Below are 21814 nucleotides of genomic sequence, written 5' to 3'. Positions count from 1 at the left end.
GCTACGTGTGTTTCCAGCGTAGGCCTATTCACAGTATAGTGGCTTGCGAATTTAGCCGAATCATATTCGGCCATCTATGATGACCGCTTGCGACTCGATGCTGGTGGTAGTTAATGGGGCTAGTACTTGACACCAACTCGACTTCAGCGAGACCTTTACGAGCAGTTACTTGCAGAGCTCAAAAAATCAGGTGTGACGCCCGATAAATTTTTTAAAAGAGCGGCTGCTAAAGGTTGGTCTGCCCCCAACTCAGCACATCCGGTATTTGATGGTTTCGATTCGATTATTTTATTGATGACAGCGATCGAACTCGCAAAAGACCCCAGTTTTGCTATAAGACTCGGGCGGAGCGTCGATATCACCAGCTACGGTACGCTTGGTTTTGCATTAATGACTTGTGCAAACCTCAGAGAATCAATCCTGCTTTTGTTGAGATACGGGAAGGCTTTTTCGCTTCCTCATTGGGAGGCTCACGAACATAACGGGGGGCTTTTACTGCGACTAGGCGTGTTATCGACGTCGCCTGAGCATATTCGACCAGTGACCGAGCTATGCTTTGCGCAGCTTAGTGTGACTGGGAGCTCGCTTTACCGTGGTCAGATTCAAGGGGCAGAGCTGCAGTTTGCATTTCCTAAACCGGCGCACTCTGCGTCTTATAAATTTGCGCTCAATGTCGATGTCGCTTTCGACTGTCAGTACAGTCAGCTATTTCTGCCAGCTCATGCCCTCGACACGCCAGTCAGGACCTCGGATCCCTCTCAATACGTTGTATTCCATCAACAGTGTGAAGAAATGTTACGCGGCCTTGGGCGTGCTGAAAAAATAACATCCGAAGTGCGGCGCCTTCTTATTCAGTCTGCAGGCCAGTTTCCCAGCATTGCTGGGGTGGCAGATAGCCTTTACGTGAGTGAACGAACATTGAGGCGGCATCTCTCACGGGAGTCGAATACGTTTAGATCGATTTTAGAGGAAGTGAGAGAGCTGCTGGCTTGTGAGTATTTAACCAAAACCGATTTGCCCGTTGGCGAGATTGCTCACTTGCTGGAATACTCAGAAACTGTCAATTTTCGCAGGGCATTCCTACGCTGGCGCGGGATGACTCCCAGCACTTACCGGAAGCAGACACGCCCCTAATGCAGATAACCTCTGCTGGCGTCCTTCAAGGCGATGGGTCTGTACACAATGAAGTGTTGCAGAGCTGAAAAGGTGTGCTCTCTATAAGAGATGCCCAGGCCAGCGAAATGCAGCAGCTTAGGGCTAAATTATGTTAGGACGCTTTGGTACCTCACCGAAAAATTCATAGCGGCAGCCGATAGCAAGGGTTAAGCCAGCATGTTGTAAGTAACTAGGCTTTGACAAGCATATGTATCAGAGCTGGTAGCAGACCGTTTAAAAATGAAACCCGGTTCATCGTTTATTCACAAACAGAGAAATTCTATGACTCAAAATTATCAACCCACGACAAACAAGCTGCTAGCGCAAATTAACGAAGATGTTCTAACCCTCAGCTTTAACCGACCAGACGCCATGAATGCCCTCCATCCGGAGATGCTCGCTGGCGTTGCCCAGTTGGTCTCACAGGCCAGCGCAGACGAGGGGGTTTGTGTCGTGGTTTTAAAAGGGGAGGGGCGCGCATTTTCTGCGGGCGTTGATCTCAAGGTTTTACAAGATATCGAGCCAGCCTATGGTCGCATTGGTGATCTCTTCGACGAACCGGCTAAGCAAGCATGTTCTGCCATTCGTAACGCCGATATCCCGGTCATCGCCAGTGTGCATGGTGCTTGCTTCACTGGAGCTCTTGAGCTGGCACTGCACTGCGATTTTATGTTCACTACCGACGCGACAAAATTTGGCGATACGCACACCCGATTTGGCTTGCGTCCAACTTGGGGTATGTCTCAAACATTGGCTCAAGCGATAGGGCTTCGTAGGGCTCGTGAGCTGTCTTTCACTGGGCGAGTGGTCAGAGGCGAGGAAGCTGAAAGACTAGGGTTGGTCAACAATTCGGTACCCACAGTAGCTGAGCTCGACGAGCTTGTGGCTAATCGGGTTCGTCAAATTTCTAGTAACTCTCGTGCTGGGGTAGCTGCAATGAAAGACCTCTATCGTATGAGTCAGCAGGGGCTTGCTATTGAACAAGCGCTTGCTAAAGAGCTGGAGACTGAGTACACCGAAATTCTAGACACTGCAGAGCGCCTCGCTGAATTCCGATAATGGCGCGGTTCTCTCAGCGGCGCGATACGATTCTTTAGGCGCGACTTATTGTTTTAGCATTGGTGCGTGCGCTGCGTGCTTTTTTAGTTTGAAGTTGAAAGCATGGGTGTATAAGTTGCCTCGGAGCCGGTAGTTATGCCCATTTACACAGCGGTTTCGGCGTCGGGTGTTTGAGAGCGGTGAATGCGTAACGGTTGTTTTGGCCGTTAATGATTCCCTGTAATGCCAGAACGGTTTTACGCTGATAAAATTGCGATGCCCCTTATGTTTTTAAGAATTCGAAGCACGTACTATTGCTGCCTTATGTGACGTTGCCTAGCGCTTCCTAGTGGCGAATTTAATTGCTCTCGCCTTACTTTATGTGGCCCGAGCACCACAAATTTCGAGCTGACACGGGGATAGCAATACTGATCTTTGGAAACGACGTAATGTCTTTCAAAAATGGCACCAGCGTGTAAATGCAGATTCGTCATAATTTGGTTTAACAAAATAGGAACAAGTTAATGAGTGCTTACAAAGCGCCTTTAAGGGATCTCCAGTTCAATTTGTTTGAGCTGTTCGACTACGAGGCACACTATCGGTCGCTATCCGGGTATGAAGAAGTTAATGCCGAGCTCGTTACAACTATCCTTAATGAGTTTGATAAGTTTTGCAGCAATATTTTGTCGCCACTCAATGCTGTCGGTGACGAGGAGGGCTGCACCTGGAGTGACGGAGAGGTTGCGACCCCTAGCGGCTTTAAAGAAGCTTATCGACAATACGTCGAGGCTGGCTGGCCTGCGCTGGCAAACGAGCCAGCATACGGTGGGCAGGGACTTCCTGAGTCACTATCTATAGTTTTGGGAGAAATGCGAGGAACCGCTAATTGGTCTTGGGGAATGTATCCGGGGTTGTCTCATGGTGCCGTTAACACCATCGAGCTGCATGGTACTGACAAGCAAAAACAGCGCTTCCTTACCCCGTTAGTAGAAGGCGCTTGGACAGGCACAATGTGTTTAACTGAAGCGCATTGTGGTACCGATTTGGGGCTACTGCGAACCAAGGCGGAGGCTGCTGCGGACGGAAGCTATCAGATTACTGGAACAAAGATTTTTATCTCTTCGGGGGAACACGATCTCACTGAAAATATTGTCCATATTGTGCTTGCAAGGCTCCCGGACGCACCTATTGGCGTCAAAGGAATTTCACTGTTTATCATTCCAAAGTTCAATGTAAACGACGATGGTTCCATAGGTGAGCGAAACACCGTTCGCTGTGGGTCTATCGAGCACAAGATGGGTATTCATGGCAATGCCACTTGTGTCATGAACTTTGATGAGGCGAAGGGGTATTTATTGGGAGAGCCCAATCAAGGTCTTCAGGCCATGTTTACATTTATGAATACCGCAAGAATTGGGACTGCGTTGCAAGGTATTGCCCACATGGAATTGGGTTATCAGAAGTCATTGGCCTATGCGAAAGATCGCTTGCAGATGCGTTCGGTTACCGGCCCCAAAAATCCCGACGGCCCGGCAGATCCCATTATCGTGCACCCCGATGTCAGGCGCATGCTGCTCACTCAAAAGGCGCTCTCGGAGGGTGGGCGTATGATGGTCGCCTACACGGGCAAGTTAGTCGATGTCATCGAGTGTACTACCGATGAGGTGGAAAAAAAGTCCGCGGAAGACATGCTGTCCTTTATGACGCCGATTGCAAAGGCATTTCTTACCGAAACAGGATTTGAATCGGCAAATCTTGCACTCCAATGCTTTGGCGGTCACGGCTACATCAAAGAATGGGGCGTAGAGCAAAATGTTAGAGATGCGCGTATTGGCATGCTCTATGAAGGCACAACGGGTATACAAGCGCTCGATTTTATTGGGCGAAAAGTTCTGGGATCTGGCGGTGTGCTGCTGCAAAACTTCACGCGAGAAATACATCACTTTTGCAAGGAGAATGCAGAGGTGGCAGAGCTGCAGGAATTTATCGAACCACTACAGGCGCTCAATAAAAAGTGGGGCGAGTTAACGCTGCACATTGGCACTAAAGCGATGGAAAATGCCGATGAGGCGGGAGCGGCTTCAGTCGACTACCTGATGTTCTCGGGGTATTCCTGCCTTGCTTATTTTTGGGCAAAGGCAGCCTTTAAAGCACGAGCTGCACTGGCCGCGGGGAACTCAGAAGGCGAGTTTTATGAAGCTAAACTAAAAACCGCGCGTTTTTATTATCAGCGCATTTTACCGCGCACCGGCACTTGCGAGGCCGCCATACTTTCGGGAGCGGACAACGTGATGTCGTTAGAGGTGGAAGCGTTTTAATGGCGTGAGTCGCGAGGGTGTGGTTAGTACGTGGGAGGTGGGAGAGTCGCAACCGTAACCTTTGCCAGTGGAGCTCTTGTTGCAGGTATCGTTGATTGTCAGCTCGTTTGGACAGGAGGCTCTAATTTAGATCGCACTTTGCTCGACTGCGAGTTGCGACGTTTCTTGGGGCTATCAGTCGGCAAAACGGTTTGTCGCACTCTGGGACGGATGCAAATACGCAGGGTTAGGTAGTGTGCTAGCGCGCCTGCATTAGGTGAAGCTATCAGCCGGGAACTGGGCCAAGGGCAACGATGGGAGTTTTGTGACGGCAGTTACTGCGGTTAAATCCCAAAGACCAGGAGGTTGTGCTCCCGGTTATGGTTAACGCACCTTCTTAACCATAGCGTTACAGTTTGAGGAGTTATTCAGCATTTTGGCACCTTAATACCCCTGCCACTAACTCAGTTGGGGGTCTATTCCGACGTATCAACGCGCTCTGCAATTTATGTTGTAAACTCCATCCCGCAAGCAGCGAACATGGCTAGAGAAAACCGAGGGTTATCTAGTGCTTTAACAGCTGGCTGCGAGTGGTTCGTTACCCAATGAAAAGCTGGGCGATGACGAGTTGGTATTTTCATATCTCAGTGCGTGTGGCGTTACTCAATATAATAATCCGTCGGTGTAGCCGGCGATGCAGTGATCACTAATTTTTGGCGTTGCCTAACCGACTCATGAAAATCCCTAAACGCATTATCCCCCTAGTCGAAGATGGGGTTGTCGATGAAGTGCTGCGCCAGCTAATGAGTGGCAAAGAAGCCACGGTCTATGTCGTGCGCTGTGGTCGAGAAATTCGCTGCGCTAAAGTGTACAAAGAAGCGGCGAAGCGTAGCTTCAAGCAGGCGGTCGAGTATCAGGAAGGGCGTAAGGGGCGCAATAGCCGGCGCCAGCGGGCAATGGAAAAGCGTTCAAAGTATGGACGCAAACAGCAGGAAGAGGCTTGGCACAATGCCGAGGTCGACGCGCTTTATAAATTAGACCGGGCTGGTGTCCGTGTGCCGACGCCTTACGGTTGTTTTGACGGCGTCTTGCTCATGGAGCTTGTCACTACGGAGGATGGTGAGGTTGCGCCACGCCTCAATGACGTACTGCTAACCCGTGAACAGGCTCTCGAGGACCACGAAGTCATGATGGGCTACGTGGTTAAAATGTTGTGTGCTGGTCTAGTGCATGGCGACCTGTCTGAATTTAACGTGCTGGTAGACGATTATGGCCCTGTCATCATCGATCTCCCCCAGGCGGTAGATGCAGCCGCAAACAACCACGCTAAATCCATGTTAGAGCGCGACGTCAATAATATGACCGCTTACTATGGACTCTCTGCTCCTGAACTGCTCGATACGCAATACGCTAAAGAAATGTGGGCGCTGTATGAAGAGGGCGAGCTGCACCCAGAGAGCCAATTAACAGGGTACTTTGAGGATGACCAGACGTCGGCTGACGTCGATAGCGTATTGCTAGAAATTAAAGCAGCATTTGAGGAAGAGGAAGAACGTCAGGCGAGAATTCGCAGCGCTGACGAACCTGACGCTTAAATAAATACCGCGACTCGGCGAGTGCTTTTACTCTATGGTGAGGCATCACCTAATTAAAGCGAGCCCTTAATGCCGGTTTATTTGTGAGCGATAGCCCTGCAGTGAGAAAACTCCCCTCACGGTTTGTTCTGGCCGTCACGGTCGGCGGTGTCATTGGTTTGGGGATTTTACGCGGGCCTGGAGAAATCGCCCAGGCGATCCCTGAGCCCACCCTGTATCTGGGGCTGTGGTTCTTTTCTGGCCTTTTTGTTTTGCTCACCACCTCTGTTGTGGCCGAATTACTGGGTATGACACCCCGGTCTGGTGGCACTTATGCTTTGGTGCGCCGTGCTTATGGCCCTTTTGCCGGCTTCGTTTTGGGCTGGATCGATTGGTTGAGTTTTGCAGCAGATCTCGCGTTAAAGGCCGTGGTGATTGTCACCTTTATAGCTATTTTGATTCCGCAAGCTGAAGAATGGCGCGTGTTACTCGCGATTGCAGTGACAAGTGTTTTTGCCGCAATCCAGCTCAAAGGGATTTCCTTTGGTGCCATCATTCAGGAGGTCGCAACCTCTGCGATTGGTCTCATCATTGTCGCACTGTCCCTGGCGTTATTGGTGGCCCCGGGAATTAGCGGTGAGGTAATTCCTTGGCAGCCCTCAGATACCCCGCTTAGTAAGTGGAGCATTGTCATAGCGGCCATTATTTTTACCTACGATGGCTGGATCTATGCTTCGTATTTCAATGGTGAAGTGAAAGGGGGAGCCGGTGCCGCTGCCAGAGCCAGCATCAAGGGGTTGGTGGTTGTCATTGGTCTATACATGCTGATTAATTTCGCCTTAGTGCACAGCACGGGGTTAACGCCCCTCGCGGGCAGTGAGTTAGCACTGGCAACGGCGTTAGAGTTCGCTAATTTTCCGCTAGCGGGCGATCTGATTGTTGTCGCTGCCATCCTCATTCTGCTCAGCCATCAAAATTTAGAATACATGAGTGGCTCAAGAATATTACAGGCACTCGCGGTTGATGGTCTGGCGTCAAAACAGGTAGGCAAACAGGGACGAGGCGGTAATCCGATCTTTGCTGTGCTCATCACCTGGTTGCTCGTGGTCGTTCTGATTATGGTTGGTGGCTTCGATTTTCTTCTGCTGCTCTCGATATTTTTCTATGTGCCGCTGTATCTAGCGCTGATCGTTGGCGTTCTAATCTTGAAGAGAACAGAGCCTAATGTAGATCGCCCCTATCTTGCTTGGGCGCACCCATACAGCACGTATTTTTGTTTGCTGGGCTGGTCGGTTATTACGGCATTTCAGGCCTACGCAGAGCGTCAAACCGCCCTCTACGCGCTCGCGATGATACTGGTGGCATGGCCGGTATATCGCTACCTCACTCGCCGGCAGACCGGTCGTTAATCGCCGGACTGGGCTTGTACATTTTCTGCGGTTCCAACTTGACCACGCTCGTCGCGCCAAGCCGGTTCGGGTGGGGTGTCTAGCCAAGCGGGACAGTCATCACCATCGTATTTACCAATGCTATCGTCACCGCACCCGTGGGCCGTATAACCCAGCAGTGCACGCTGACGAGGGGTAAACTGCATAGCGGTACTGGAAGGCAATTCGAGGTAATGGTTCGATTCTTGTCGTAGCCAGCCTAGTGAGTAGGTATTAATTAAGCCGGCCCGAGGTGCGGTGCTGTTATTGGCGCCGCCACCGTGCCACGTGGATCCCAGATAAAATAGCGCAGAGCCAGAAGGCATCACTGTAGACTCCCAGGCGGAGAGGTCGGGCAGATGCCAAGACCGCATAAAGCGGTGGCTATTGGGTACCACGCGAGTGCCGCCATTTTCTTCAGTAAAATCATCTAACGCCCACATGACGCCAATTTGAAGTTCCAGTCCTGATATTTCTATGGGGTAAAGCGAATCATCACGGTGTAGGGGTTGGGCCTTCTCGCCGGGATGGATTTCAATGCCGGTCATACTCCCCAGTTGATAGGTGGCACAATGGGGCAGCAGTATGGCGTCCGCGATGGCAATGAGCATGTTATGGTCCATCAGATCAGCTGCGCTTGGTGCAGCTCGTAGCAACGACGCAGAGCAGCGCAAGGTCAGCGAGCCATCAAAGCCCGAGTGTTCGGTCCCTCGGTCTGCATCAAACTTATCCCGTAATTCTGCGCTCACAGACCGGATAAGTTCAGGCGCGGCGAGATTTTTAATAATCACTGCACCATCGCGCCGCAGCACTTCGGTCGCCGTTGCAGCTTCTACCGAGGGTTCTAAAGAACTGATGGGCATTGAAACAAGCTCCTATAGGTCTTTTTGGAAAGGGCCACACGATGATCATGGCCATTGATTGAGGCAAGAGCAAGGATGCTGTCTAGCAAAGAGCGCTTGCCCCTTGCTTAAAGCAGATAAAGATCAGATTCTTCGGAGTTGCCAGCGGTCTCAGGTGTATGGAAAGAATGTGTGTTTATGGACGAGGAGCGCAAAGCGTTCAGCGTTTTTTGCAGTGGAGCGCATCAAACAGTTGTGGCAACCCAGTTGAAGATTGCGGCCCGATAAGTTTTTGGTAGCCAACCCATGTTGGGGGCTGAAGATGTGAGTAGGGTCGCTATCAATACAGCTGCATCAACCGCTTCGATACGTTTATGCTGTCTGCCAGACCTTTTGGAGATAATCTTTATGCCGTCCCTGCATCTTCGTGAACTGTTGCGCTATCCCGTGAAATCCATGTTGGGCGAATCTTTATCGGAGGCGGCTTTAGGTGATAAAGGAATACCGGGTGACCGTATCTGGGCCACTCGCGATGAGAAGCGGGGGGGAATCAGAGGGGGTAAAAAACTGCCCCAATTGATGATGTTTAGTGCGGCTACCCGCGTGGGCTCTGCGCCAATGATTACGGCTCCCGATGGCGACAGCTGCGCCGCTAACAGTGACGATGTGCATGAATGGTTATCCGAGAAGCTTGGCCACCCTGTGACGTTGTGGCCCCTCTTACCTGCAGATAATTTAGAGCACTATCGACGCGGTGCCCCCGATGACGAAGATTTTGAGCAGGAACTGATGGCCGTTTTTGGGCGGCTTCCCGGTGAACCCATTCCTGACTTGACCCTGTTTGCCGAAGTGTTGGAGTTTGAGTCGCCGCCGGGCACCTACTTTGATGCGTTTCCTCTATTACTAATGACGTATCAGTCGATGGCCTCCTTGGCAAAGCTACACCCCGATGCGCAATTTGATCCTCGGCGATTCAGGCCCAATTTGTTAATTGATGCGGTTGACGATAGCTCGGTATTCCCGGAGCAGGCATGGGTTGGGAAACAGCTAAAAATTGGAGAGGCTGTTGTTGAGATCGTGGGATCTTGCCCTCGTTGTTCAATGACGACACAGGCTACTGCTGATTTGCCACGGGATACCGCGATCATGCGCCACCTCGTTAAAGAGGCCGAAGGCAATTTGGGTGTCTACGCTAGGGTTGTGAAAGCCGGAACTGTAAAGCCTGGTCAAACCCTAGAATTGATCTGATCTGATCTGACCTGATCGGTCTGGGCTGAGCAGGGGTTCTAGCCTCGATTTTCTGCAAAGGATTCCAAGGAGCCATCATCGCATATGCGCCAACTTTGACGCCCCCGCGCATCTCGCACTACCACGGTGGGGCAATTAGCCAAAGATCGCCTAATAAATTGCAATTCCCAGCCTAGCTCGCGGCACTCGTCCAAGCGACGACGCTGGCCGTCGGTCAGTAGCGTCTCGTAGCCGAAGGGGACTTCTGCTTTGAATCCGCGTTTGCAGGATTCTTCAAGATTTTCGCCGGCTTGTGTCATTGTGAGTGCCTGTGCTGGTAAGTTTTCTTATGCGCGGTCTGTTGTGCTCTTGGCAAATAAGGCAGCCCGAAAACTATACCCAAAAGTGTGATTAATATCACCCCTGGTAGAGGCGCTTCTGAAACACAAAAACCTGCTTTATTCGTGCTGAATCGCTGTGACAAGGGGAAATATTGCCCGTTAAAAAGGGTCTTTGTGGGCTTGCCTGTTGCATAGCCAGCACTGACACTGCGGTTCATGTTGCAGACAAGTTCGACCCAAACCCCGAAAAATCCTGAGTTGGTTACGGATTCCTTCAAAATAAGGCGTGATTTTGCAGCGCCTGAGCAGGGTCCCCGCGCATTGTTTTTTAGCGGCGGTTCAGCCCTCAATGGTTTGAGTCGACAAATTACGGCTTACACTCACAACAGCATTCACCTGATCACACCATTTGACAGTGGTGGCAGTTCGGCAGCCCTGCGCCATGCATTTGATATGCCGGGGATTGGTGATCTGCGCCACAGGCTGTTGGCATTGGCAGATCAATCAGCGCCCCATTACAGCGATGTATGCCAGCTTTTGCAGTACCGGCTCTCAGCAGAGGGCACCGATGAGGCGTTACACAGAGAGCTTGGCGATATTGTCTCAGGCCAGCATCAGTTGATCTCCAGCATTCCCTTTGCGGTACGGCAACAAATTATGGAGCAATTGGACTGTCTCTGGCAGCACCTCCCTGAGAGCTTTGATTTGCGGCAGGCTTCCATTGGCAATTTGGTGCTCGCCGGAGGGTATCTTGCTCACGACAATGATCTGGCCGCAAGCCTTCAGCGCTTCTCAGAACTGCTCAATATTCGAGGCACCGTTCGCGGCATTGTTAACGACTCGCTACATCTGGGCGTAAATTTGACCGATGGGCATACGTTTGTCGGCCAGCATTTACTCACAGGGAAAGAACATCCCGATATTCCGTCACCGGTGCATTCGATCTTTTTAACTGATAGCGCTGGCGAGCACCAACCGATTACAGTTCAGGTCAATCAAGAAACCAGTCAGCTCATCGCAGGGGCCGATATTATTTGTTACGCCCCCGGCAGCTTTTATTCCAGTCTTATGGCCAACCTATTGCCTGCAGGAGTTGCCGAGGCCGTTGCTAAAGCTTCTTGTCCTAAAATATTTATTCCGAACATTGGTGTTGATCCTGAGCAATTGGGCATGGATTTTGTCACTATGATTGAGACCCTAATTTCTCAGTTGCGGCGGGGTGGCGCGTCTGCACCGGTGTCGGATTTGTTAAATTATGTGGTGATCGATGTGGAACGTTCACATTACCCCTATGAGATTGATTCGGGACTGCTAAAAACTCTGGGCATCGAGTTGCTGGAACTACCATTGGTAACAAAGTTGAGTGCCCCCTATTATGACGATGATCGTTTAGCGCAGGTTTTACTTTCACTGGCCTAAAAGCACTTTCATACTTAAATCATCTACTTGTCAGGAGTTTAAAATGACGGCACCCCTCAATCTTGGAGAGCAGTTTGCCGCGGTGGCAAAAGCGCGCCGTTCGATACGGGCCTTCACGGATCAGCCGGTGCCCATGGCGCTTTTAAAAAGTATTTTTGAGACCGCTATGCAGGCGCCCAGCAACTGCAACACCCAGCCGTGGTTTGTGCACGTTGCAACAGGGTCTACGTTAGACGCCCTTCGAGAAGAGCTGCCTCAGCGTTTTGTTGCCGGAGATATTGGTGTGGATCATCCCTACGACGGCAAATATGAAGGTGTTTATCGTGATCGCCAGTACGCCTCAGCTAAAGCGCTGTATGACGCTCTCGGCATCCCAAGAGAGCAAAAAACAGAGCGGCAGGCGTGGTTTCTCAACAATTTTCGATTCTTTGATGCCCCTGGCGTCGCCTTTTTTACTATGCCCAAAGCCTTTGGCTTGAGAGAAGCCTGCGACTTAGGCATGTTTACGCAAACGGTTATGCTGGGCTTGTCCGCCCATGGACTCGGTTCTTGTCCCCAAACTGCTCTGGGTTTTATGGCCCACGTTATTAAACCGGCGCTGAACATTCCAGACGAACAAATGCTCTTGTTCGGCTTATCCTTCGGCTATCCCGATAGCGAGGCGGCAGCCAATCAAGCGATAACTGATCGCGCTGCCTTGGGTGATGTCGTGAGTTTTTCAAACTGAGCTAAACCCGCCTGACTTAGGGCGGGCTTAAGAATTCAGTCACCTCAAGGTTGAAGCCCGAGAGCGCATTGAAGCGTATCGGTGCCGACAGCAGTGCCATGCGGCTGACGCCGAGATGTCGGAGAATCTGCGCCCCAGTACCTATGAGTCGGTAGTTTTGTGGTTGAGGCGGTGGCGCGCCACTACTGAGGAACTGATGGACATCTGTCAGCACTTGCTCGGATGATGTTGGTTGTCCAACGAGCACGACGACGCCTTCATGGGCCTCAGCAATGCATTGCATGGCTGAGCGATAAGACCAGCCGGTGCGGCCCTCACCCAGCTGCGTTCCCAATATATCGCGCAGTAAGTCGACAGACTGTACTCTCACAGGCACCGTTTTTTCAGGGTCTATCGTGCCGCGCTGCAGTGCAAAATGTGGGGTGTCGTCTATCAGATCCCGAAAGGTATGAAGTGTAAATCTGCCCCATTCGGTGTCGACTTCATGGCTTTCACCCATCTCTACTGAATGCTCGTGGAGCGAGCGGTATTCGATAAGGTCAGCAATGGTGCCCATTTTCAGATCATGTTGCTCTGCGAAAACCTCTAGCTGTGGGCGCCGTGCCATGGTGCCGTCAGCATTCATAATCTCGACAATCACGGCTGCTGGCTCGCAGCCGGCCATTCGTGCCAAATCGACACCGGCTTCGGTGTGGCCAGCTCGACGCAAAACGCCACCGGGTTTTGCGACCAGCGGAAAGATATGGCCGGGTTGCCTAATATCTGAGGGCTGTGCATCGTGAGCCACGGCCTGAGAGATGGTATGTGATCGCTGTTGCGCACTTACCCCGGGGCCAATTTGCTCGCTGGCATCAATAGATACTGTGAAGTTGGTCTCGTGCTGTGAGCGGTTGTCACGCACCATAAGGGGAATTCGCAGCTGACGCGCTTTCTCTTGGGTGATTGGCATGCAAATCAACCCACAGGCTTCGGTCGCCATAAAGTTGACGATTTCCGGGGTGACCTTCTCGGCGGCGATGATCAGATCACCCTCGTTTTCGCGGTCCTCATCGTCCATGAGAACCACCATACGTCCGGCTCGAATGTCGTCTATGATTTCTGGAATCGAAGCAAGTGGCATAGCGCTACACCACCCGCTCTATGGCGACAGCGGTGGCTTCACCACCACCAATGCACAGTGCGGCGACACCACGCTGCTTTCCGTGGTGCTGCAGAGCATGCGCTAGCGTCACTAATATGCGAGAGCCCGTTGAGCCAATAGGGTGTCCCTGGGCACAGGCGCCGCCATGAACGTTTACTCGCTCGTGGTCTAAGTTAAAGGCGTTCATCGCCAGCATGGTGACCATGGCAAAGGCCTCATTAATTTCCCAGAGATCGACATCGGCTGCATCCCATCCGGTACGGGCCAGCAGCTTTTCTATGGCTCCCACTGGCGCCAGAGTAAATTCCTCTGGAGCGCGACTGAAGCGGGCGTGAGCCACAATTTTGGCCATTGGTTTTAGGTTGTGCGCTTCAACCGCTGAAGCTGAGGCGACCAGCAGTGCGCTCGCGCCATCAGAAATAGAGCTGGAGTTTGCTGCCGTGATGGTTCCGTCTTTGGTAAAGGCCGGTCTCAGTGCTGGTATTTTATCGGGTCGCCCCTTCAGTGGCTGCTCGTCATGCTCAACCGTATGCTCTCCGCGACGGGTCTTAATTGTCACGGGGGTGATTTCAGCCTGCAATACACCACTTTCGGTCGCGGTTTTCGCGCGCTCTAAACTCGCTATCGCAAACTGGTCCATGCCTTCCCGGGTGAGGCCGTGTGCGTCAGCGGTTGCTTGAGCAAAGCTTCCCATAGCGCCACCGGTATAAGCATCCTCCAGCCCATCAAGGAACATATGGTCAAAGGTTTGTCCGTGGCCTAGGCGAATGCCTTTTCGGCCTGTCATTAATAGCTGGGGTGCGTTACTCATGCTTTCCAAACCCCCGCTGACGACCATTTGGTTGGTGCCGGCGGCGATGCTGTCAATGGCGTAGATGGTAGCTTGCATGCCACTGCCGCAGGCCTTGTTCACCGTCACTGCTCCCGTGCTGCTTGGGATGCCTGCGCCGATCATGGCCTGCCTTGCAGGACACTGTTTGAGCCCAGCTGGAAGTACGCAGCCCATGTAGACCTCGTCGATAGCTCCGGCGTCAACACCCGACTTTTCAAGGGTGGCTTTTACGGCGGAGGCGCCAAGATCTACTGCCGTTACCTCGGCTAAATCACCCAGTAACCCACCCATGGGCGTTCTGGCACCGTTCACCATATAAATTGTCTCTGCCACAGCGACTTCTCACCCGTATTGAATTTAGGGGGTGCATTTAGCCACACACAGGACGCTACGTCATCGGCTGGGAGAATACTGTCTAGGAAAATATTGTCAGCGCTAGGGTCTGTTTTGGGCGGAGGATGACGGGCTGAGTCAGTTCGGTGCGGGGTCCAGTGCGAATATCTTGCCCCTCACGGCGATTCGGTATTGGCGAGGCGTGACACCTGCCAGTGCCTTGAATCGTCGTGAAAAAACCGAAGCATCGCGAAATCCTACCTGCCAACCGACCTCCGCCACGGGAAGGTTGGTGTTTAGCAGCAGGGCTTTTGCCTCTTCTGTACGGATGGTGTGCTGGTAGTACACGGGTGTCATGCCTGTTGCTGCTCGAAAGCGTCGGTTCAGTGTGCGCACAGTCATACCGCAGGAGTTGGCGAGTTCAAGGAGATCGATGCCTTGCTTAATCTCACTGCGAATTAACCACTGCACGTCCAGTATTTTTTCGTCTTGATGAGTTTCACTTGAAAAGCCGAGCTCATGGGGGGAGAAACGTCGGCGAATTTCGGGTGAAAACTGATTTTCGATCGCTGTTGCCGTGGCTCTCGAAAACAGTTGTCCTGCTAAATAAACCATCAGGTCGGCAATTGAGTTAACCGATCCCACGCAAAAAATGCGCCCATGCTGTGTGATCAGCTGGTCTCGTCGCAGTGAGACTGTTGGGTAAGTCGTTTCAAAAGTATCGAACCAATGCCAGTGTGTTGTGGCGATCCCCTGACTTAATACTCCGGCCTCAGCCAGTAGGAAACTTCCCGCGCCAACGCTGCAAACCCAGCTTCCTCCGTCAATACACCGTCTGATTACGTCCAGTTGCCACGGATGGTGATGCAACACCCACCGTGGGTGACGCCAGATTGCTGGGATAAGAAGAATGTCGGGCACGCATTTACCATCATCCTCAGTCACCGGCATTGATAAGCCATCAGCGAGTGCCAGGGTTTCAGTCTGTTTGCCAACCAACTTAATGCTAACTTCCGGTCGAGTTGACGGCGGGCTCGCGTGGGCTGCCGCCCTAATGATTTCTAGGGGTAGCGTGACCGACGTGGCCAACATTCGGGGATGCGCCAACGCTAGTAGGGTGATCGCGCTTTTTGTGACCATGGGCGGCGCTCCTGAATTTCGCGTTAAAGCCTATATTGGTCAATTTTATGGCTATATAAGTCAATTATCTACCACTATTCCGAATAAACTAGCGCGGAAATTTAATGGGCAATGAGAGGAATTTGCACTCCACACGGCCCAGCAAGTCGATGTCAGATTTTCGGGGGTTTTTATCAGCATGCTTCATCTTCCTATCTTGGTCGCCGCTGGAGGCATCAACAGCGCAGGTAAGACCTCGAACCGGCAAGCCTTTAAGCGGATGGTGATCGACGCTCTCGAGTCCACCGAGCAAAAGCAAACTCGGGAGGCTCTCGCGGCAATCATGGGAACGTCCGACACCGCTGCGCAAGATGCAGGCACGCTTATTCGAACGATTGAGAGTAGTCACTTTGATCCAAGGGCAGTGCCTTGGGCACGTCGTGTCACCACACAGAATGCTCTTACCGCCGACATGGCCCCGACGCAGATAGCTGAGGGTTTGTCCCCAGAGTGGATGCCTAGTCCCGGCGAGGGTAAGCGGACCTCTTTGACATTAAAAGCAGGCACTGAACTTCTGCTGCCAGGTACCCGAGATTTTGAAATTAGCGCTGCGGGTTTACTGCCGACAGGATTTGATCCGGGCACGCTTTACGGCTCGCGCAACCACCCCCGTGCTTTGCAAATGACGGTATTTGCCGCATCCGACGCCCTGGCCGATCTGGGTATTGATTGGACCGAGGTTGAGGCGCGAGTGCCGGCCGATGCAATAAGTGTCTACGTGAGCAGTTCAATGGGGCAGCTGGATGAGAGCGGTACCGGTGGAATGCTCAGGGGTAGGGCGTTGGGCAAACGCGTGACCTCGAAGCAGTGCCCCTTGGGATTTGCTGAGATGCCAGGGGATTTTATTAACGCTTACGTGCTTGGATCTATGGGTTCGACGGGCCCTGCCTTGGGAGCCTGTGCCACGTTCCTCTACAACCTGAGGCTAGCCGTACAAGATATTCGCAGTGGTAAGGCGCGGGTTGCTGTTGTCGGAGCTGCAGAGGCTCCGGTTGTTGCAGAGGTTATGGAAGGCTACGCCGCGATGGGCGCTCTGGCTTCTGATAAGGCGCTCCGGGCCCTTGACGGATTACCTGAAGACGTTCGACCCGACGCACGGAGAGCGTGCCGTCCTTTTGGGGAAAACTGTGGCTTCACCATGTCAGAGTCGGCGCAAATTATGGTGCTGTTTGATGATGATCTCGCGCTGGAATTGGGGGCGCCTACTCTTGCGGCCATTCCCGATGTTTACGTGAGCGCCGATGGGCCTAAAAAATCTATTAGCGGTCCGGGTGTTGGCAATTATGTGACGTTTGCAAAGTCTGCGGCATTGCTGAAAAATTTGTTGGGCGACCGCCGCTTCGCCTCGGGAGGAGTGGTGCAGGCCCACGGCACCAGCACACCACAAAATCGCGTGACTGAGTCTCAAATTATGAGTGAGGTCGCGGTTGCCTTGGGTGTAGAGCAATGGACAGTTGGAGCGATCAAAAGTTTTATTGGTCACTCTCTCGGTGCCGCTGCAGGAGATCAATTGTCAGCGATGTTGGGTGTATGGGAAACGGGATTGATGCCCGGTATTACAACCCTTGATGGCGTGGCGGCTGATGTCGCCACAGATCGGCTAGCGTTCCCCCTGTCGACTCAGAACGTGGAGTCTCCGGACTACGCCTTGATCAACAGCAAGGGGTTTGGTGGTAACAACGCCACCGCGGCAGTGCTTGGGCCAGACGTTACCCGGGAGTTGCTGGCTAAGCATCACGGTGGCCGTAAACTAGCCGAATGGGGAAGGGCCCATGAAAACGTACAGATACAGCGAAAAAACGTTGAGTCGGCAAGACTGCAGGGTGAGTGGACGCCTCAGTATCGTTTCAATGATGGCGTGCTGGAGCCGAGCGACGTCACGGTTGACTCAGACCAAATAACGCTGGGTGACCGCCGTATAGATCTCAGTATCACCACGCCGGAAGACTGGCGTCTGTAAATTGGTGCTCTGACGCTGTTATTCTTAGCGCTCCTGTATTAAGGCTGTTTTAGGCATGTCAGTTCTCTCCGCTTTGCAACAACGTAACTCTCACGGCAAGCTCATTGCCCCAGGCCCTGATGCAGAGCAACTGCAGTCAATCGTAGCTGCCGGGCTGCGGGCGCCTGACCATGGGCGCCTTCGTCCTTGGCATTTTGTGGCCATCCAAGGTGAGCGCCGGGAGGCCCTAGGCGACCTGTTTGCCAAGGCTTTGACCTTAACCCGCCCAACGGCGACTGACGCTGAGTTATCGAAAGCCCGTGCCGCTCCGCTGCGCGCGCCACTGATTATTGCAGGACTCGTGAAGCCCGTAGAGCACCCAAAGGTGCCAAGGGTTGAACAGGTGGCCGCTGTTGCTTGCGCCCTGCACGGCATGTCGTTGGCAGCGGAAGCTCAGGGCTTTGGTGCTATGTGGCGGACTGGGTGGTATGCCCAAGATGCGGTTGTGATCGATGGGTTGGGTGGCGATCCCAGTGATGAGGTGATTGGCTTCTTGTATCTCGGCACTCGAAAGGGCGAGGTAAAGCCTTTGGTAGAGCCTGAGCTTGATACCTATTTAACTATGTATTGACAGCATCTATGTCAAAAAATTAGGCTTGCCATTGGCTGAGGGTGGCGCGTAATCTTCCCGCCGTCTTGTTCAGCTCGACACTTTAAATCTTTGGGAGACCCGACGTGGCAGATTGTCCTAATACAGAAACGTTAGCTTTACATCTTGAAGACCATATCCTCGATATCAGATTGAACCGGCCTGAGAGTGCCAATGCGGTAAATCGACCCATGTGGCATGAGCTTCAAGAGGCTTTTGAGTGGGCCGACCGAACGGCTGAGGTCAGGGTGATCATACTGAGCGGTGAAGGTAAGCATTTTTGTGCTGGCATTGATCTTTCGATGTTTGCAGGCATTACAACCGAACATGAAGACCCATCTCGGGCGAATGAGCAATTTGTAGATCATCTTCAGGGACTGCAGCGTAACCTGCAGTCCCTGCGGATTTGTAAAAAACCGGTTCTGGCAGCCACTCATGGGGCCTGCATTGGCGCTGCTATCGATATGATCTGCTATGCCGATATGCGTTACTGCGCAGCTGCGACAACTTTTTGCGTCAAGGAAATTGATATTGGCATTGTGGCCGACGTCGGTACGCTTCAAAACTTACCCGGCCTCATGCCCGATGGCCTGGTTAGGGAGTTGGCACTTACCGGACGTAACATGGACGCTGAAGAAGCCAAAGAGAGTGGCTTTGTTACCCGGGTTTACCCAGATCGCGACGCGCTTATGTCTGGCGTGCGATCGATTGCTGCGCAGCTTGCAGAAAAAACTCCGCTGGCGGTGCGCGGTACCAAGCGGGTGCTCAATTACGCCCGCGACCACACCGTGGAGGATGGCCTTGAATACGTGGCGATTTGGAATGCAGCCATGATGAGCAAGATCGACGTTGAAGAGGCTATGACAGCCAAGCTGGAAAAGCGCCTCCCAAAATTTTTGGACTGAGGGAGGCTGATGGCTCAATTTTTTACCAAGCGCTTTTTGCCGGGTCCGGTTTGGCTGCATTTTTTGTTGTTGGGCGCAGCCTTATATGCCGTGTTGGCAGCCCTTTACCCTGAGCCTAAACCGGTTTTAGGGCCGCCCAATACTGCTCGGCTAGAGGTGATGGCCGACAGTTACGCTAAGATGGTTGGTGGGCTTCCCACTGAGGCTGATATCGAGCGTTTTATAGATCTAGAGCTTCGCGATGAGTTGTTGTTTCTCGAAGCATTAGATCGACAGTTGCATTTGCTTGATCCCGTTATCGACCAGCGCATTCTTCGAAACATGCGCTTTCTGAGTCCAGATAGCGAGCTAGACGACACGACATTGGTTGAGCAAGGGCGCCAGCTCAATATGCATTTGACCGACGAGGTGATACGACGGCGTTTATTACAGGTGATGACTCAGCTCATTATTGCTGGCGCGGGACTTGATGAACCTTCGGAAAGCGCCATGAAAGCCGCCTTTGAAGCTAGGAAGAATACCTTTCGGGAGCCCGCCAGAGTGGGTTTTAGCCATGTTTTTTTAGGCGAGGTGTCTCAAGAAGAGGCGGCGAATATTCTCCAGCAGATCAAGGCAGATGCATTGCCCCCTTCAGAGGCTATTCTTTTGGGTAAAGCCTTTTTGTCAGGGTTTCACTTTGCGAATTCGACTTGGCAGGAAGTGAATTCCCGCCTCGGGCGTGAGTTTACAGTGGCGCTTCAGGCGGCTTCTCCGGGTCAAGCGGTGAAAAGTTGGCTTGGGCCTATGACTTCCGTTTACGGGCAGCACCTTGTTTATGTAGAGACCTTTGCACCTGAACGCGATCAGCGTTTGGATGAAGTTGCCGATAAGCTGCGCTGGGATTTAAAGACCGAGGCAGAGCAGCAGGCGGTGGAGAACGCAGTAGCCGAGTGGATGGCTGGCTACGAGGTGAGACGGTCGTGAAGTTTCTCTCATTGTCGCTACTCATGGTGTTCTCCCTATCTGTGGAGGCGCATCGTTTTGCACCATCTCTGCTGCAGATAACTGAATCTGGCAGTGACACCTATTCGGTGACATGGAAAACACCAATACAGCAGATCAGCGACATTCCTATGTCGCCGGTGCTCCCCAAGGTTTGCCAATTGTCGGAGGAATCTCCCTGGATTCGGGAGGGCACCGGTAAATTGCGTCAAAGTACTTACCAATGCGCGGGTGGCTTAATTGGCCAGACCATATCGGTAAATGGGTTGGGCCCCAATCAAAGCTCGGTCATGTTGAACGTGGCGCTCGCTGACGATATAGACCACCAGGCGGTTTTGACCAATGATGAGTCAACATTCGTTGTGCCCGCAGAGCCTGATCGGTGGCAAGTTGTTGGCCGGTACAGTGTGCTAGGGGCTGAGCACATTTGGGCGGGTGTTGACCACTTGTTGTTTGTACTCGGCCTTCTGTTGCTGGTCGGTGGTGGTCGTCGACTCATTTGGACAATTACAGCGTTCACGGTTGGGCACAGCATTACCTTGGCAATGGTAACGCTGGGAGTGTTTGATTATCCCGTGGCATTCATTGAGTTTTTGATTGCGCTCTCAATATTTGTATTAGCGCTGGAGCTCACCCGAGAAGGCGGGCAATCATGGCTATGGCGTCAGCCGTGGTGGCTAGCGGGGCTCTTTGGTTTGCTCCACGGCATGGGGTTCGCCGGCGCCCTGGCAGATACCGGATTACCTCAGGCTAACCTGCCATTGGCTCTGCTGTTCTTTAATGTGGGTATTGAGTTTGGTCAGCTGGCATTCATAGCGGTGTTGCTGGGGCTGGGCCTGGCGTTTAGACGCCTGCTAGCTCACCCCCCGGCTGTTGTGCTGCAGCTGCCTGTCTTGGTGCTTGGTGTGCTGAGCGCGATGTGGTGCATTGAGCGGGGTTTAGAGGCGCTCAGCTGAGCGAAGTTTATTTGTTGGGATTTTCCCCCGGCCAGTTATCCATAACGATTAACGGATGCAGTGCAAGCTGAATACCTTGTTCAATGTAGTTGTCATTTTCCAGAATGTCTTTGCGACGAACCCAGCCGTTGCCCGAGCGTGTATCGATAGCATCGGTTAAATCAATGCCACCTAAGCCGGCAAACACCTGATCAAGGTCAATGTTGTAAACGCTAACCTGTAAAGAGACGGCAGACACGGGGCGTGACCAGTCAAAGTCTGAAGAGACACCATCACCGGGCCCTTTCAAAGAGGGCTTACGCGAAACGCCATTAAATCTTGCAATGTGGTTCATACCACCTGAGACAATGGCATCGTGCTCGATGAGGTCAGTAAAGATAAAAGCGTCGACATCGGTTTTGTCACGCATATCATCACGCACTGACTGCGTGATTCGAATAAAGGTTTTGGTGTTGAGACGACCCGTGGTTGGGTCTACCGGATCTCCGTAGATTAGTGTGGCGTTGTTCCAGCGCTGTGAAAACTCGCGCTGGGGTAAAATGTTGTAACCATTGTCTCGCAAATACTCGGCAATCTGGCCGTCGACCATCGACTCTGAGCGTTTGATGTAGTTCCTCGATGGCGAGCCGATGTTGACGTGAGCGATGACAACATTTTTTATAGGCTTTTCAGCAACGACGGCTTCATTAAACTGGTTAGGATTGGTGGTGGCGTTATAGCCCGATCCGGTTCCTGTCGTGCCGCACCCAGAGGTCATGGCCAGTAGAGCAGCTAGTAGAGTAACTTTGGCGACGAGGCGCGAGCGTAAAGGTTGGCGCTGATGCATTGCAGTATTTCCTAGCGAGTCTTTGC

Annotated in this window: 19 protein-coding genes; 13 read left to right on the top strand and 6 right to left on the bottom strand. The window is 52.4% G+C overall.

What is annotated here, in order from left to right:
* Positions 1 to 126: 126 nt before the first annotated feature.
* From ACMAZB_RS10210 to ACMAZB_RS10190, 5 genes are all read left to right on the top strand, one after another.
* A complete protein-coding gene (locus tag ACMAZB_RS10210) occupies positions 127 to 1134 on the top strand; it encodes an AraC family transcriptional regulator ligand-binding domain-containing protein (RefSeq protein ID WP_435216934.1) in 1008 nt (335 codons plus the stop codon).
* Between the two features lie 303 nt (positions 1135 to 1437).
* A complete protein-coding gene (locus ACMAZB_RS10205; protein WP_435216933.1) occupies positions 1438 to 2214 on the top strand; it encodes an enoyl-CoA hydratase/isomerase family protein in 777 nt (258 codons plus the stop codon).
* A gap of 503 nt (positions 2215 to 2717) precedes the next feature.
* On the top strand, positions 2718 to 4511 hold the full coding sequence (locus tag ACMAZB_RS10200) for an acyl-CoA dehydrogenase C-terminal domain-containing protein (RefSeq protein WP_435216931.1): 1794 nt from the start codon (positions 2718 to 2720) through the stop codon (positions 4509 to 4511).
* A gap of 713 nt (positions 4512 to 5224) precedes the next feature.
* The gene (locus ACMAZB_RS10195) at positions 5225 to 6085 is read left to right on the top strand and encodes a PA4780 family RIO1-like protein kinase (protein ID WP_435211560.1); all 861 of its coding nucleotides are present in this window, start codon (positions 5225 to 5227) and stop codon (positions 6083 to 6085) included.
* An 83-nt stretch (positions 6086 to 6168) separates the two neighbouring features.
* Entirely contained in the window at positions 6169 to 7473 is a 1305-nt protein-coding gene (locus ACMAZB_RS10190; protein ID WP_435216929.1) for an APC family permease, read from the top strand.
* Here ACMAZB_RS10190 and ACMAZB_RS10185 read toward each other — a convergent pair.
* Entirely contained in the window at positions 7470 to 8354 is an 885-nt protein-coding gene (locus tag ACMAZB_RS10185) for a phytanoyl-CoA dioxygenase family protein (protein ID WP_435216927.1), read from the bottom strand. The genes ACMAZB_RS10190 and ACMAZB_RS10185 overlap by 4 nt on opposite strands.
* A 387-nt stretch (positions 8355 to 8741) precedes the next feature.
* On the opposite strand from ACMAZB_RS10185, the gene ACMAZB_RS10180 reads away from it, so the two are divergent.
* Complete coding sequence (locus tag ACMAZB_RS10180) at positions 8742 to 9581, top strand: MOSC domain-containing protein (RefSeq protein ID WP_435216925.1); 840 nt, start codon at positions 8742 to 8744, stop codon at positions 9579 to 9581.
* A gap of 38 nt (positions 9582 to 9619) precedes the next feature.
* Here the strand turns inward: ACMAZB_RS10180 and ACMAZB_RS10175 are convergent, their stop codons facing one another.
* Positions 9620 to 9880, bottom strand: coding sequence for a hypothetical protein (locus tag ACMAZB_RS10175; protein ID WP_435216924.1), 261 nt, complete (start codon positions 9878 to 9880; stop codon positions 9620 to 9622).
* A gap of 237 nt (positions 9881 to 10117) precedes the next feature.
* Here ACMAZB_RS10175 and ACMAZB_RS10170 point away from each other — a divergent pair, with 237 nt between their 5' ends.
* Both ACMAZB_RS10170 and ACMAZB_RS10165 read left to right on the top strand, forming a co-directional pair.
* Entirely contained in the window at positions 10118 to 11320 is a 1203-nt protein-coding gene (locus tag ACMAZB_RS10170; protein ID WP_435216922.1) for a GAK system CofD-like protein, read from the top strand.
* 43 nt (positions 11321 to 11363) lie between these two features.
* Entirely contained in the window at positions 11364 to 12047 is a 684-nt protein-coding gene (locus ACMAZB_RS10165) for a nitroreductase (protein WP_435216920.1), read from the top strand.
* Positions 12048 to 12063: 16 nt separating this feature from the next.
* Here the strand turns inward: ACMAZB_RS10165 and ribB are convergent, their stop codons facing one another.
* The 3 genes from ribB to ACMAZB_RS10150 all read right to left on the bottom strand — a co-directional run bounded on the left by ribB (position 12064) and on the right by ACMAZB_RS10150 (position 15493).
* Positions 12064 to 13167, bottom strand: a complete 1104-nt coding sequence (ribB, locus tag ACMAZB_RS10160; RefSeq protein WP_435216919.1) for a 3,4-dihydroxy-2-butanone-4-phosphate synthase — start codon at positions 13165 to 13167, stop codon at positions 12064 to 12066.
* 4 nt (positions 13168 to 13171) lie between these two features.
* Positions 13172 to 14335 (bottom strand): thiolase family protein, encoded by a 1164-nt coding sequence (locus ACMAZB_RS10155; protein ID WP_435215988.1) that lies wholly within the window; start codon positions 14333 to 14335, stop codon positions 13172 to 13174.
* A 156-nt stretch (positions 14336 to 14491) separates the two neighbouring features.
* Positions 14492 to 15493 (bottom strand): GlxA family transcriptional regulator, encoded by a 1002-nt coding sequence (locus ACMAZB_RS10150; protein ID WP_435216917.1) that lies wholly within the window; start codon positions 15491 to 15493, stop codon positions 14492 to 14494.
* A gap of 178 nt (positions 15494 to 15671) precedes the next feature.
* On the opposite strand from ACMAZB_RS10150, the gene ACMAZB_RS10145 reads away from it, so the two are divergent.
* From ACMAZB_RS10145 to ACMAZB_RS10125, 5 genes are all read left to right on the top strand, one after another.
* Positions 15672 to 17492, top strand: coding sequence for a beta-ketoacyl synthase (locus ACMAZB_RS10145; protein ID WP_435216916.1), 1821 nt, complete (start codon positions 15672 to 15674; stop codon positions 17490 to 17492).
* A 55-nt stretch (positions 17493 to 17547) separates the two neighbouring features.
* A complete protein-coding gene (locus ACMAZB_RS10140; RefSeq protein WP_435216915.1) occupies positions 17548 to 18102 on the top strand; it encodes a nitroreductase family protein in 555 nt (184 codons plus the stop codon).
* Positions 18103 to 18206: 104 nt separating this feature from the next.
* Positions 18207 to 19025 (top strand): crotonase/enoyl-CoA hydratase family protein, encoded by an 819-nt coding sequence (locus ACMAZB_RS10135; RefSeq protein ID WP_435216913.1) that lies wholly within the window; start codon positions 18207 to 18209, stop codon positions 19023 to 19025.
* 9 nt (positions 19026 to 19034) lie between these two features.
* Positions 19035 to 19988, top strand: coding sequence for a peptidyl-prolyl cis-trans isomerase (locus ACMAZB_RS10130; protein WP_435216912.1), 954 nt, complete (start codon positions 19035 to 19037; stop codon positions 19986 to 19988).
* Positions 19985 to 20962, top strand: a complete 978-nt coding sequence (locus ACMAZB_RS10125; protein WP_435216910.1) for a HupE/UreJ family protein — start codon at positions 19985 to 19987, stop codon at positions 20960 to 20962. The genes ACMAZB_RS10130 and ACMAZB_RS10125 overlap by 4 nt, the downstream gene beginning before the upstream one ends.
* 7 nt (positions 20963 to 20969) lie before the next feature.
* Here the strand turns inward: ACMAZB_RS10125 and ACMAZB_RS10120 are convergent, their stop codons facing one another.
* On the bottom strand, positions 20970 to 21788 hold the full coding sequence (locus tag ACMAZB_RS10120) for a hypothetical protein (protein WP_435216908.1): 819 nt from the start codon (positions 21786 to 21788) through the stop codon (positions 20970 to 20972).
* Between the last annotated feature and the right edge of the window lie 26 nt (positions 21789 to 21814).

The sequence above is a fragment of the Luminiphilus sp. nBUS_07 genome (genome assembly GCF_051201685.1).
Classification (GTDB): domain Bacteria; phylum Pseudomonadota; class Gammaproteobacteria; order Pseudomonadales; family Halieaceae; genus Luminiphilus.
This window is presented reverse-complemented; position numbering and strand designations above follow the sequence as displayed.

Excerpts from the sequence above, each read along its gene's own strand:
- ACMAZB_RS10195 (WP_435211560.1), top strand. The coding sequence starts at position 5,225 with ATGAAAATCCCTAAACGCATTATCCCCCTAGTCGAAGATGGGGTTGTC.
- ACMAZB_RS10120 (WP_435216908.1), bottom strand. The coding sequence starts at position 21,788 with ATGCATCAGCGCCAACCTTTACGCTCGCGCCTCGTCGCCAAAGTTACT.
- ACMAZB_RS10180 (WP_435216925.1), top strand. The coding sequence starts at position 8,742 with ATGCCGTCCCTGCATCTTCGTGAACTGTTGCGCTATCCCGTGAAATCC.
- ACMAZB_RS10145 (WP_435216916.1), top strand. The coding sequence starts at position 15,672 with ATGCTTCATCTTCCTATCTTGGTCGCCGCTGGAGGCATCAACAGCGCA.
- ribB (WP_435216919.1), bottom strand. The coding sequence starts at position 13,167 with ATGCCACTTGCTTCGATTCCAGAAATCATAGACGACATTCGAGCCGGA.
- ACMAZB_RS10140 (WP_435216915.1), top strand. The coding sequence starts at position 17,548 with ATGTCAGTTCTCTCCGCTTTGCAACAACGTAACTCTCACGGCAAGCTC.
- ACMAZB_RS10205 (WP_435216933.1), top strand. The coding sequence starts at position 1,438 with ATGACTCAAAATTATCAACCCACGACAAACAAGCTGCTAGCGCAAATT.
- ACMAZB_RS10155 (WP_435215988.1), bottom strand. The coding sequence starts at position 14,335 with ATGGTGAACGGTGCCAGAACGCCCATGGGTGGGTTACTGGGTGATTTA.
- ACMAZB_RS10150 (WP_435216917.1), bottom strand. The coding sequence starts at position 15,493 with ATGGTCACAAAAAGCGCGATCACCCTACTAGCGTTGGCGCATCCCCGA.
- ACMAZB_RS10130 (WP_435216912.1), top strand. The coding sequence starts at position 19,035 with ATGGCTCAATTTTTTACCAAGCGCTTTTTGCCGGGTCCGGTTTGGCTG.
- ACMAZB_RS10170 (WP_435216922.1), top strand. The coding sequence starts at position 10,118 with ATGTTGCAGACAAGTTCGACCCAAACCCCGAAAAATCCTGAGTTGGTT.
- ACMAZB_RS10185 (WP_435216927.1), bottom strand. The coding sequence starts at position 8,354 with ATGCCCATCAGTTCTTTAGAACCCTCGGTAGAAGCTGCAACGGCGACC.
- ACMAZB_RS10200 (WP_435216931.1), top strand. The coding sequence starts at position 2,718 with ATGAGTGCTTACAAAGCGCCTTTAAGGGATCTCCAGTTCAATTTGTTT.
- ACMAZB_RS10165 (WP_435216920.1), top strand. The coding sequence starts at position 11,364 with ATGACGGCACCCCTCAATCTTGGAGAGCAGTTTGCCGCGGTGGCAAAA.
- ACMAZB_RS10175 (WP_435216924.1), bottom strand. The coding sequence starts at position 9,880 with ATGACACAAGCCGGCGAAAATCTTGAAGAATCCTGCAAACGCGGATTC.